The organism is Enterobacter sp. Crenshaw, assembly GCF_024734705.1.
Lineage (GTDB): Bacteria > Pseudomonadota > Gammaproteobacteria > Enterobacterales > Enterobacteriaceae > Enterobacter > Enterobacter asburiae_B.
This window is the reverse complement of sequence record NZ_CP102932.1, coordinates 4,548,338-4,560,501: the sequence shown is the minus strand read 5'-3', so window position 1 is coordinate 4,560,501 and position 12,164 is coordinate 4,548,338. Positions and strand designations below refer to the sequence as shown.

The following is a 12,164-nucleotide window of genomic DNA, read 5'->3' as shown; positions in this document are numbered from 1 at the left end:
CCACTCCTGTCTTTTTTCATTGTCAATATTTCATTGCCGTTCAAATGTGTCAATCTTGAAACATATCCAGTTATCCTGTCTTGTTTATGAAAAAGAGTATCAGGGAAATAAATTCCTGGGCTTATCTATTCAGTCAGTCCGTCGTCATAGCGAAAAATATCACCTGGCAGAAGTGCTCCAGGAATATTTGTCACTCCTTTAAGATTATTCGGCAAAAAAAATCCAGGAAGGAGGTACACGAAATAGCACTAATAGCTAAAGATTCGTTTCCTCAGTCTGCCGCAACGTCAGTCTTTTCTCTGGTTGCGGCTCAATATAATTATTTGGGCTGGAGAAGTGTAATGAAATCTCATTATGTCGTTTTAGATGAGGTAAACCTAAGAAAAGCGCCTTGTAACCAATTGAAAAATAATATGTTGTTTTTAATCTTAGATGGGGCGGTATCGCGTCCTAATCCATCTGACCTATACTGTTGTTAAATATACGTATATGTTTTTGGTGTATAGAGTTATGTATTGTTATTTCTGAGGAAAGGAAAATTGTATCTCATTAACAAGTTGGTCGAGTATGACCCAGAAAACAAAACCCTGGTAAATCATATTACCGGGCGAACGATACAATTGCAGCTTCCTGCCAATCTCTGTTTTCTTTATCTCATCACCCATCCTGGAAAAATAATTTCGCAAAATAAGTTAATGGTGGTGGGATGGGGGGAGCGCAATGACGTCACAACACCGAATACCTTTTACCAGGCCATTTTGACATTACGCAATGCGCTTGCTGAGGTGGGGTTGCCGCGCGATACGGTAAAAACGATTTCTCGCCGCGGGCTTACGCTTTCCGAAGCCACCCAGGTTGAAGTATTTACCCCAACCGCTGAGCCCGTGATGGTTAATAACGAGGCGGAAATAGCTGATGATACCGCGATGCAGATGCCGGTCTGGTTGATAATAACCACCGCTGTGCTTTTGCTGATCGCGCTTATCAACGGGGGGATATTATATAAGCATTACCAGAACATGCCGTTTAGCCACTACATGCCACTTTCAACGGGCAGTACGAACAACGCCTGCCAGCTTTTTTATGCACCTAATGAACCTGTTCAGGATCATTACTTGCGCCTGTTAAAAAATCATCCCGGTCTGTGCGCCGAAAAAAGATACGTTTTTCTGATCGGCTATAGTAAAACGGAGCGAATCGCGGCGTTTGTCTGTAATAACGATGCGCGACGGGATGCGGCAGCATTATGTACCACGCATTATTTTTGGGCGCATGAGCAATGAAGACATTCCGGAACCGTATTATTTTTCTGGCGGCGTTTCTGGGGGCCGCTATCACCAGCGGCTGGTTAGCGTATTCGCATTTCTCGAGTTCGCCGATACGCTGTACGGGGGATGTGGAATGGACGATTGGTAAAAACCGATTTGTGGGTACGGTCTCCTGGCGGATGCAGCATCGGGAGGGATCCACCGTCATTAACGGTAAATTATTTGGTCAGACGGTTTCTGAAGTTAACCGGACCATCTATTTTCACTACAGCTATCATCAGAACGCGCGCGTATTAAATAACGATCGTATTGTTAAAACCTTCGCCGATAATGCGGATGAGGCTGATATCAACGCCACGCTGCCGGGTTTTTATCGCACGCCGGGAAGAGAGCTGAGCCTGATGATCGATGAGTATCGGGGGGCCTGGCTTTTTGCCGCGTCAAACGTCCCTTCACTTTACTGTCGTAAAAGCGCGCCGTAGAAATCGATCGCACACCTTAGACAGCACGCATAGTCAAATCTCTTTATTCCCGCTACAGTTATCTCTCCACGGCGAGCAGGAGATAAACATGCTTTATATCTTTGATTTAGGAAACGTAATCGTCGATATCGATTTTAATCGCGTGCTGGGTGCATGGAGCGACTTTAGCCGCGTTCCGCTGGCGACACTGAAGCAGAATTTCGCGATGGGCGAGACCTTCCATCAGCATGAACGCGGCGAGATCGGTGATGAAGAATTCGCTGAACGTTTCTGCCAGGAGATGGACCTACCGTTAAGCTACGAGCAGTTTTCTCACGGCTGGCAGGCAGTATTTGTCGCCATCCGGCCTGAAGCGATCGACATCATGCATAAGCTCCGCAAGCAGGGCCATCGGGTCGTTGTGCTGTCAAATACCAACCGTCTGCACACCACGTTCTGGCCTGAGGAATACCCTGAAGTTAAGGCGGCGGCCGACAAGATTTATCTTTCGCAAGAGATGGGGATGCGTAAGCCTGAAGCGCGAATTTATCAGGCTGTTCTCCAGTCGGAAGGATTCACCGCGGCCGATGCGGTCTTTTTTGACGACAACGCCGATAATATAGAGGGAGCTAACCAGTTGGGTATTACGTCAATTCTGGTGACCGGAAAAGAGACGATACCAAACTACTTTGCGAAGCAGCTATGCTAAAAACCGTTCATCAAAAAGCCACGCATCATACTCGCCCCCTGAGGGCCTGGCTGAAACTGCTCTGGCACCGTATTGATGAGGACAACATGACCACGCTGGCGGGTAACCTCGCCTACGTGTCGTTGCTCTCATTAGTGCCGCTTGTGGCGGTCATCTTTGCCCTGTTTTCCGCCTTTCCGATGTTTGCGGACGTCAGCCTGCAGCTTCGTCATTTTGTCTTCGCGAATTTCATCCCTGCAACCGGGGATGTCATCCAGAACTACATTGAGCAGTTTGTTGCCAATTCCAGCAAGATGACGGCAGTGGGGGCGTGCGGTCTTATCGTTACCGCGCTGCTGTTGATGTACGCCATTGATAATGCGCTGAACACTATCTGGCGGAGTAAAAAAGCGCGGCCAAAGGTCTATTCCTTTGCCGTGTACTGGATGATTCTTACGCTGGGGCCGCTGCTGGCCGGGGCGAGCCTGGCGATCAGTTCGTATCTTCTCTCCTTGCGCTGGGCGAGTGATTTAAACGGCGTAATTGATAATGCGCTTCGCATCTTTCCGCTGATCCTGTCGTGGCTTTCTTTCTGGCTGCTCTATAGCGTCGTGCCGACCACGCGCGTACCTAACCGCGATGCGGTTGTGGGAGCGCTGGTGGCGGCGTTGCTTTTTGAGCTCGGTAAAAAAGGATTTGCCCTCTACATCACCATGTTTCCGTCCTATCAGCTGATTTACGGCGTGCTGGCGGTGATCCCCATTTTGTTTGTCTGGGTCTACTGGACCTGGTGTATCGTCTTGCTTGGTGCCGAAATAACTGTCACTCTCGGTGTGTACCGCGAACTTAAAAAAGCAGCAGAAGCTGAAAAACAATTAGAAGCAGACCAACCATGATTGCATTGATACAGCGCGTAACCCGTGCCAGCGTCACCGTGGAGGGAGAGGTGACGGGTGAAATTGGCCCAGGACTTTTGGTGTTGTTAGGTGTCGAAAAGGATGACGACGAACAAAAAGCCAACCGCTTGTGTGAGCGAGTGCTGGGCTACCGTATTTTCAGCGATGCGGAAGGCAAGATGAACCTGAACGTCCAGCAGGCGGGCGGCAGCGTGCTGGTGGTTTCCCAGTTTACGCTGGCTGCGGATACCGAGCGCGGCATGCGCCCGAGCTTCTCCAAAGGTGCCGCGCCGGATCGTGCAGAAGCACTTTACGAGTACTTTGTTGAGCGTTGTCGCCAGCAGGAAATGAATACGCAAACCGGACGATTCGCTGCAGATATGCAGGTTTCGCTGGTGAACGATGGCCCCGTCACATTCTGGCTCCAGGTATGAGCCAACTGGCGGCGTGGCCGCGGGTAACAAGAGAGAGTACAGCTATGTATCACCTTCGAGTACCGCAAACGGAAGAAGAGTTAGACGCTTATTACCAGTTCCGCTGGGAAATGCTGCGCAAGCCACTGCATCAGCCAAAAGGATCGGAACGCGACGCCTGGGATGCGATGGCCCACCATCAGATGGTGATGGACGAAGAGGGTAACCTCGTCGCCGTCGGGCGCTTGTATATCAACGCCGATAACGAAGCGTCGATTCGCTTTATGGCGGTTCATCCCTCCGTTCAGGACAAAGGTCTGGGAACGCTAATGGCGATGACCCTTGAGTCCGTCGCCCGTCAGGAAGGCGTTAAGCGCGTTACCTGTAGCGCCCGCGAAGATGCCGTAGATTTTTTCGCCAAGCTCGGCTTTGTGAATCAGGGGGAAATCACGACCCCACAAACCACGCCGATTCGTCATTTTTTGATGATCAAACCCATCGCCACGCTGGATGATATTCTTCATCGCGCCGACTGGTGTGGACAGCTGCAGCAGGCCTGGTATCAGCACATTCCGCTCAGCGAAAAAATGGGCGTGCGCATTCAGCAGTACACCGGACAAAAATTTATTACCACCATGCCGGAAACCGGCAATCAAAACCCGCACCACACTCTGTTTGCCGGAAGTCTGTTTTCCCTCGCGACGCTCACCGGCTGGGGCCTCATCTGGCTGATGCTTCGCGAGCGCCATCTGGGCGGCACCATTATTCTTGCTGATGCTCACATCCGCTATAGCGCACCGATAAGCGGCAAGCCGAGCGCCGTGGCCGATCTGGGGTCACTGGGCGGCGATCTGGACCGCCTGGCGCGCGGCCGCAAAGCCCGCGTACAAATGCAGGTTGAACTGTTTGGCGATAAAACACCGGGTGCGGTGTTTGAAGGCACCTACATTGTTCTTCCAGCGAAGCCCTTCGGCGCGTATGAAGAGGGTGGGAACGAGGAGGAGTAATCTTCTGTTCACTCTCCTCGGGCGTGGTTAATCCGCCCGGCGATATCCCGCATAACGTCTCGCGCTGACTGGCTGACGCCGCCAAGCTGAAAGAAGCCATGGATGACGCCCAGCCAGCGCTGAGCGGTACACTTCACACCCTGCTCAGTCAGATGCTGATACAACATTTCTCCCTCATCGCACAGCGGATCGTACTCTGCTGTAATGATATGCACTGGCGGAAGCCCGTAAAAATCATCGCGCCACAGCGGGCTGGCTTCCGGATGCTGGCGGTCAGTCTCTGCAAGATACATTTCATACCCGCTGAGCAGGGTATCGCGGGTGATAATATAATCCGTGCCATTGAGAGCATAGCTTTCAAAACTGGCGGTGGCGTCGAGCATGGGATAGATAAGAATAAGCTGTACAGGTTGCCACAGCCCTTTAACCTTAAGCCTCAGCGCCGTTACCAGCGCCAGATGCCCTCCTGCGCTGTCTCCACAGAGGGTGAGCCGGTTCTTATCCACGCCTAATTTGTCCGCATACTTCCAGACCAGATCTGCACCTCTTTCAGCATCGTCATGTGCGGCGGGGAAGGTATGCTCCGGCGCCAACCTGTACTGAACCGCGATCACCCGGCAATTGCCGTAGCAGGCTAACTGACGGAGTTGGTTGTCATGGGTATCAAAGCCGCCGCTGATAAAGCATCCGCCGTGATAGTAGATGGCAGCAGGCAATATTTCAGGGGCATTAAGAGGTGAAAATACCCGAATGGTAAGGCCCTCAAGCACTAGCGCTTCTACCTGAACGCGCGTTTCTGTCTTCCCGGCAAGCCCCGTGCTGGCAATGTACCCTGCTCGTCGTACCTCAATGGTCTGTCGACGTGACGAAGGCCGGCCTGCAGCGATAAATCCCTGAACCAGCTGCGCAATACCCTGTTCCAGTGCCATGAAAACTCCCTTTAACTGTATGGATATACAGCTTTATAACCTGGTTTGATTCAAAAGAAAATAAGAAAATTGTCGAGGACTAAAAATCTGGAAAGCGCTTCGCAAATAGCAGGAAAACTATAGCTACGGGCTTTAACCCTTCTGAATGAAAGCGTATGTTGCCTTGAAAATAGACAATAGTGATATACTAAGGTGATATATAAGTCTTTCCGCGGATCTTGATATGGGCAGAATTCTGATCGATTTGTCTGATGACGTAATTCAACGACTGGATAATCTGAAGCAGCTGCGTAACCGTCCTCGTGCCGAATTGCTTCGGGAAGCCATTGAGCAATATCTCGACCAGCAGAGTTCATCGGTTATCCGCGATGCGCTTGGCTTGTGGGGAAACCAGCAGGAAGATGGGCTTGAGTATGAACGCAAGCTGCGTGAGGAGTGGTAATCATGGAGCACATGGCAGTGTTCGATACCAATATACTCATCGATCTTTTTAATAATCGCGTTGAGGCTGCGGATGCAATTGATCGCACAGCTTCTCATCGAGCCATTAGTCTGATCACATGGATGGAAGTCATGGTGGGGGCCCGCAAACATGGTCACGAAGCGAAAACTGCGACAGTGATGGGCGTATTTGAGATTATTGATATCACCCGAGATATCGCTGAAAGAAGTGTAATTCTGCGCGAGAAGCATGGAATGAAACTGCCTGATGCTATCATTCTGGCCACAGCTCAGAGCAGAAATTGTCCGTTGATTTCTCGAAACACGAAAGACTTTTCGGGCATTACTGGAGTCGTTTCACCTTACCAACTATAGGCCGGGCAAGCTTACGCCGCCCGGCACTGTCAGAGGGAATTACTCCCCTTCGCCCGGGAACAGGAACGGGTTGATCGAGCTGCGGGCAAAGCCCTCCTGCTCCATCTTCGCATCCAGAATCAGCGAGGCGAGATCGTCGGCCACGGCTTCGACTTTCGGGTCTTTTTCCTGATAAAGAATCTTCAGGTAAGTGCCGCAGTCGCCGCAGCTTTCGGCTTTCACCGCCGCTTCTTCATTTTCCAGCGACCAGTAGTTCAGATCGCGGGTCTGCTCGCAGTTGCTGCACTTGATGCGCACCACGTGCCACTCGGTTTCACACAGGTTGCAGTGCAGGTAGCGCAGCCCCTGAGTGGTGCCGATTTGCACCATGCTCGATACCGGCATGGAGCCGCAGACCGGGCAGAACTGGCGCGCCTCGCCGTATTCGGCGCGGGCTTTACCGGGGATCAGGCTTGCCATTTGCGCCCAGTAGAGCGACAGCGCGGCCCAGATAAACGGCGCTTTATCGCTGCTCACCAGAGCGAAGTCGGAGGCAAACAGCGCGCTCGCCATCTCTTCCAGCTCAAGTTCGGACGCTTTTTCCAGATTCTCAATGACCGCCAGCGCGGTGCCGCTCATCTCCGGCTTCAGCTCGGCAATCAGCGAATGCAGTAGTTTTTGCCAGTGCTTGTCGCGCGGCAGGACGTGAATGTCCAGCGGCGGCTTGCCCTGCGCGTTGGCTTCTTTGATGCGCGCGGTCAGATCCATTTGCAGCGGGTGGTCGTACAGCACCACTTCCTGCGCGTGGGCAACCAGCGCGGCAAAGCGCAGAAAATCACCCAGCGGGTTGTTCTCTGCCAGCTCGCGCAGACGCTCTGCGCGGCGGTTGTAGAGGTTCTTGAGTCTGGGGAATAACAACGGCGGAATATAATCCGCCGTGCGTTTCTCGCTCGACCCCAGCTCATCTTGCGGGATTATGCGAATACTCATTCAGATGACTTTTCCTGTTTCTGGCGGACTTCACGGTACCAGCGCGGGTGATGTTTCTTCGCCCACGTACTGGTTACCCATCCTTCCACCATCGCGGTAATGGTGCCTTTCACCCAAAGGGCGGCGTAGATATGCACCATGATAACCACAATTAACGCCACTGCGGCAAATGAATGCAGCATCAGCGCAAATCGGATCACCGGGATTGAGAAAGCAGGCGCAAAGTACGGACGCCAGATGATCACGCCGCTCACCAGCAACAGGACCAGGAAGATAATCGCCGCCCAGAATACGCATTTCTGGCCGAAGTTATAACGCCCGGTATCACCCACTTCCTCGTTGACGACGATCTTACGAATATTCTTCGCCCAAAAGATATCATCCCGATTGATTAGGTTATGGTGCCAGTAGCGGAAAAACATGATGATAAACGAGGCAAACATCACCACACCCACGAACGGGTGAAGGATGCGCGCCAGCTGTGGCGTACCCAGTACCTGCATCAGCCAGTTGAAGGACGGGAAGAAGAACCCCAGCCCGCTTATCGCCGCCAGCATGAAGCAGAAGGCGGTGACCCAGTGGTTGATGCGTTCCGGCGCGGTGTAGCGCACGATGGTGTCACGTTTTCTCATTTGCGCACCTCGTCTTTCTCTTCATGCAGGTTGTCGTCTTCCTCTTCCGCGCGGTTCGGACCAACGCCGACGTAGTGGAAGATGCTCGCTGCGAAGGTGGCAGCAAAACCGACCGCTGCCAGTGGTTTCCAGATGCCTTTCCAGAACTTCACGGTGGCGCTGATTTCCGGGTTCTCCGGCAGGCCGTGATACAGGTTCGGCTTGTCGGCGTGGTGCAGCACGTACATGACGTGCGTACCGCCAACTCCGGCCGGATCGTACAGGCCCGCGTTGTCGTAACCGCGGGTTTTCAGCTCGCCCACGCGCTCTGCCGCCAGCGTTTTCATATCCTCTTTGGAGCCAAAGTGGATTGCGCCGGTTGGGCAGGTCTTCACGCACGCTGGCTCCTGGCCGACGGTGACGCGGTCAACGCACAGCGTGCATTTGTAGACGCGGTTGTCTTCCGGGTTCAGGCGCGGTACGTCGAACGGGCAGCCCGCGATGCAGTAGCCGCAGCCGATGCACTGTTCAGACTGGAAGTCGACGATGCCGTTGGCATACTGAATGATAGCCCCTTCTGACGGACATGCCTTCAGGCAGCCCGGATCCGCACAGTGCATACAGCCGTCTTTGCGGATAAGCCATTCCAGTTTGTCGTTCTGCTCAACTTCCGAGAAACGCATCACCGTCCAGGACTTGGCGGTCAGGTCCGCCGGGTTGTCGTACACCCCGACGTTGTGACCCACTTCGTCACGCAGGTCGTTCCACTCCGAGCACGCCACCTGACAGGCTTTACAGCCGATACAGGTGGTCACGTCGATAAGCTTCGCCACTTCCTGCTGGTGGTCCCGCGCCTGAGGCGCGGGCGTGAAACCGTTTGTCGCGGAACGACGGATAATGTCTTGAGATTGATAAGCCATAAGTCGTCTCCGTTACACCTTTTCCACGTTCACGAGGAAGGCCTTAAACTCCGGCGTCTGCGTGTTCGCATCGCCGACGAACGGCGTCAGGGTATTCGCAATGAACCCTTTCTTCGCCACGCCCTCATAGCCCCAGTGGATCGGAATACCGATGGTATCCACCTGCTGACCGTGAACGTTCAGCGTGCGAATACGCTTGGTCACCACCGCCTTGGCCTTGATATAGCCGCGGTTAGAGGAGACCTTCACGGTATCGCCATGGGCAATGCCGAGCTTGCCCGCCAGCTTCTCGCCGATCTCCACAAACTGTTCCGGCTGCGCGATGGCGTTAAGCAGCGCGTGCTTGGTCCAGTAGTGGAAGTGCTCGGTCAGACGGTAGGTGGTGCCCACATACGGGAACTTGTCCTTTTTACCCAGCGCTTCGAAATCGCCCTTGAAGATACGGGCTGCCGGGTTAGAGACCACGTTCGGGTGCAGCGGGTTGGTACCCAGCGGCGTCTCAAACGGCTCGTAGTGTTCCGGGAACGGACCTTCCGCCATCTTATCGATAGCAAACAGACGCCCCATCCCTTCAGGCTGCATGATAAACGGCCCAACGTCGCTGCCCGGTGCGGCAGTGCTGTAGTCCGGAATATCCACGCCGCCCCATTTCGCGCCGTCCCACTTCAGAAGCTGACGCTTCGGATCCCACGGGTTACCCTGCGGGTCAGCGGATGCGCGGTTATAGAGGATACGGCGGTTGAGCGGCCACGCCCATGCCCAGCCCAGCGTATTGCCAAGGCCCGACGGGTCGGCGTTGTCGCGGTTGGCCATCTGGTTGCCTTTTGGCGTCCAGCTACCGGCAAAGATCCAGCAGCCGCTTGACGTGGTGCCGTCATCGCGCAGGTGCGCGAAGGTGCTGAGCTGATCGCCTTTCTTCGCCAGCACGGTACCGGTGGCCGGGTCGATAACGTCTGCCAGCGCCTTACCGTTGCTCTCCATCGCCACTTCTTCCGGCGCAGGGTTTTCCGGCGTCGAGTAGTTCCAGGTCATGTTCAGCACCGGTTCCGGGTTCGCGCCGCCTTCCTCCGCATACATCTTACGCAGGCGTAAGAAGATACCGGCCAGGATCTCGCCGTCGTTCATGGCGATGCCTGGGGCGTCCGCACCTTTCCAGTGCCACTGCAGCCAGCGTCCGGAGTTGACGATAGAACCGTTCTCTTCCGCGAAGCAGGTCGACGGCAGACGGAACACTTCGGTCTGAATCTTCGACGGATCGACGTCGTTCGATTCACCGTGGTTCTGCCAGAAGGTTGAGGTCTCGGTATTGAGCGGGTCAATCGTCACCAGGAACTTCAGCTTCGACAGAGACTCAACAACCTTGTTCTTGTTCGGGAACGAGGCAACCGGGTTAAAGCCCTGGCACAGATAGCCGTTCACTTTGCCCTGGTGCATCATCTCGAAATACTGCAGAACGTCGTAACCTTTGTCCCACTTCGGCAGCCAGTCAAAGCCCCAGCTGTTTTCAGCCGTCGCTTTGTCGCCGAAGAAGGCTTTCATCATCGAGACGAAGAACTTCGGATAGTTGCCCCAGTAGTTTACCTGGCCTTCGAGCAGCGGTTTAGGCGTGCTGGCCGTCAGGTAGGTTTGCAGGTCGGTCTGTTTCTCGCTTGGCAGGTTCATGTAACCCGGCAGGCTTTGAGACAGCAGGCCGAGGTCGGTCAGACCCTGAATATTGGAGTGACCGCGCAGGGCGTTCACGCCGCCGCCTGCCATCCCCATGTTGCCGAGCAGGAGCTGAACCATCGCCATGGTACGGATGTTCTGCGCGCCGATGGAGTGCTGCGTCCAGCCGAGGGCGTACAGGAACGACGCGGTTTTATCTTTCGCGCTGGTCTCGGCGATAAGCTCGCACACCTTCAGGAAGTCTGCCTTCGGCGTACCGCAGATATTCTCAACCACCTCCGGCGTATAGCGGGAAACGTGCTCTTTCAGCAGGTTCCACACGCAGCGCGGATGTTGCAGGGTGGTGTCGCGCTTCGCAAAGCCTTTTTCATCCAGCTCGTAGTTCCAGCTGGTTTTGTCGTATTTGCGTTTTTCGGCGTCGTAACCGCTGAACAGGCCATCTTCGAAGTGGTAATCCTCACGCACGATCAGGCTGGCGTTGGTATAAGCTTCGGTGTATTCGCGGTTATATTTTTCGTTGGTCATCAGGTACAGCAATACGCCTGACAGGAAAGTGATGTCAGTACCTGAACGAATTGGGGTGTAGAAATCCGCCACTGACGCAGTACGCGTAAAGCGGGGATCGATCACAATCAGTTTCGCACCGTTGTGGATTTTGGCTTCCATCGCCCAGCGGAACCCGACAGGGTGCGCTTCAGCGGCGTTACCGCCCATCACCACGATGAGGTTGGCGTTCTTGATGTCGACCCAGTGGTTGGTCATCGCACCGCGACCAAATGTTGGAGCAAGACTTGCTACCGTTGGTCCGTGTCAGACACGCGCCTGGTTGTCGACCGCGAGCATACCGAGTGCGCGCGTAAATTTCTGGGTTAAATAACCGGTTTCGTTGCTGGAAGCAGAGGCACACAGCATCCCGGTGGAGAGCCAGCGGTTGACCGTGACGCCGTCGGCGTTCTTCTCAACAAAGTTGGCATCGCGGTCTTCTTTAATGTGTTTTGCGATGCGGTCGAACGCCTCTTCCCAGCTGATTTGCTGCCATTTATCGGAGCCAGGTGCGCGATATTCAGGGAACTTGAGGCGGCTTTCGGAGTGGATAAAGTCCACCAGACCGGCCCCTTTCGGGCACAATGCGCCGCGGTTGACCGGATGATCCGGGTCGCCTTCGATATGGAAAATAGACGCTTTGGCGTTTTTAGCACCGTCGCCGAGGCTATACATCAACAGCCCGCAACCGACAGAGCAGTACGTGCAGGTATTACGGGTTTCACGGGTGCGCAGCAGTTTATACTGCCGCGTTTCCGCCAGCGCTACGCCGGGCGCAAAGCCCAGTGCCGCTGCCGTGGTGCCTGCCATACCGCCAGCGCAGATCTTAAAGAACTGCCTTCTGCTGACCTGCATGGGTCACTCCTTGTTTCGACATTGCTTACATATGTAGTTTTAACTTCGCGGTTGAGAATTGACCGCAAAGGAGAAAAATTTGCGTTAATCCCTCAATTCCACGAGGGATATCATCAGAATACC

13 protein-coding genes are annotated in these 12,164 nt (G+C 54.1%); 8 read left to right on the top strand and 5 right to left on the bottom strand.

Going from position 1 to position 12,164, the window contains the following annotated elements; genetic code table 11:
- Positions 1-539: 539 nt before the first annotated feature.
- From NWV12_RS21750 to fabY, 6 genes are all read left to right on the top strand, one after another.
- The gene (locus tag NWV12_RS21750; RefSeq protein WP_048981030.1) at positions 540-1,283 is read left to right on the top strand and encodes a transcriptional regulator; all 744 of its coding nucleotides are present in this window, start codon (positions 540-542) and stop codon (positions 1,281-1,283) included.
- A complete protein-coding gene (locus NWV12_RS21745) occupies positions 1,280-1,750 on the top strand; it encodes a hypothetical protein (RefSeq protein WP_033146967.1) in 471 nt (156 codons plus the stop codon). Before NWV12_RS21750 ends, NWV12_RS21745 begins: the two co-directional genes overlap by 4 nt.
- Before the next feature lie 88 nt (positions 1,751-1,838).
- A complete protein-coding gene (yihX, locus tag NWV12_RS21740; RefSeq protein WP_039264189.1) occupies positions 1,839-2,438 on the top strand; it encodes a glucose-1-phosphatase in 600 nt (199 codons plus the stop codon).
- Complete coding sequence (locus NWV12_RS21735) at positions 2,432-3,313, top strand: virulence factor BrkB family protein (protein ID WP_033146965.1); 882 nt, start codon at positions 2,432-2,434, stop codon at positions 3,311-3,313. Before yihX ends, NWV12_RS21735 begins: the two co-directional genes overlap by 7 nt.
- Complete coding sequence (dtd, locus tag NWV12_RS21730; protein WP_008501836.1) at positions 3,310-3,747, top strand: D-aminoacyl-tRNA deacylase; 438 nt, start codon at positions 3,310-3,312, stop codon at positions 3,745-3,747. Before NWV12_RS21735 ends, dtd begins: the two co-directional genes overlap by 4 nt.
- Positions 3,748-3,791: 44 nt before the next feature.
- The gene (fabY, locus tag NWV12_RS21725) at positions 3,792-4,733 is read left to right on the top strand and encodes a fatty acid biosynthesis protein FabY (RefSeq protein WP_039264191.1); all 942 of its coding nucleotides are present in this window, start codon (positions 3,792-3,794) and stop codon (positions 4,731-4,733) included.
- 8 nt (positions 4,734-4,741) lie between these two features.
- Here fabY and NWV12_RS21720 read toward each other — a convergent pair whose 3' ends face one another.
- Positions 4,742-5,662, bottom strand: coding sequence for an alpha/beta hydrolase (locus NWV12_RS21720; protein WP_048981029.1), 921 nt, complete (start codon positions 5,660-5,662; stop codon positions 4,742-4,744).
- A 223-nt stretch (positions 5,663-5,885) separates the two neighbouring features.
- Here NWV12_RS21720 and NWV12_RS21715 point away from each other — a divergent pair, with 223 nt between their 5' ends.
- A complete protein-coding gene (locus tag NWV12_RS21715) occupies positions 5,886-6,104 on the top strand; it encodes a ribbon-helix-helix protein, CopG family (protein ID WP_249425976.1) in 219 nt (72 codons plus the stop codon).
- Between the two features lie 2 nt (positions 6,105-6,106).
- Positions 6,107-6,478, top strand: a complete 372-nt coding sequence (locus NWV12_RS21710; protein ID WP_080298642.1) for a type II toxin-antitoxin system VapC family toxin — start codon at positions 6,107-6,109, stop codon at positions 6,476-6,478.
- 39 nt (positions 6,479-6,517) lie between these two features.
- Here NWV12_RS21710 and fdhE read toward each other — a convergent pair whose 3' ends face one another.
- Genes fdhE through fdnG form a run of 4 tightly spaced genes read right to left on the bottom strand, consistent with a single transcriptional unit; the run spans position 6,518 to position 12,041 of the window.
- Positions 6,518-7,447 carry a formate dehydrogenase accessory protein FdhE gene (gene fdhE / locus NWV12_RS21705; RefSeq protein ID WP_029741588.1) on the bottom strand — a complete coding sequence of 310 codons (930 nt, stop codon included), beginning with the start codon at positions 7,445-7,447 and terminating at the stop codon, positions 6,518-6,520.
- The gene (gene fdoI, locus NWV12_RS21700) at positions 7,444-8,079 is read right to left on the bottom strand and encodes a formate dehydrogenase cytochrome b556 subunit (RefSeq protein WP_010436852.1); all 636 of its coding nucleotides are present in this window, start codon (positions 8,077-8,079) and stop codon (positions 7,444-7,446) included. Before fdoI ends, fdhE begins: the two co-directional genes overlap by 4 nt.
- Complete coding sequence (gene fdxH, locus NWV12_RS21695; protein ID WP_008501831.1) at positions 8,076-8,978, bottom strand: formate dehydrogenase subunit beta; 903 nt, start codon at positions 8,976-8,978, stop codon at positions 8,076-8,078. Before fdxH ends, fdoI begins: the two co-directional genes overlap by 4 nt.
- Before the next feature lie 12 nt (positions 8,979-8,990).
- A complete protein-coding gene (gene fdnG, locus NWV12_RS21690) occupies positions 8,991-12,041 on the bottom strand; it encodes a formate dehydrogenase-N subunit alpha (protein ID WP_094935278.1) in 3,051 nt (1,016 codons plus the stop codon).
- Positions 12,042-12,164: the final 123 nt, after the last annotated feature.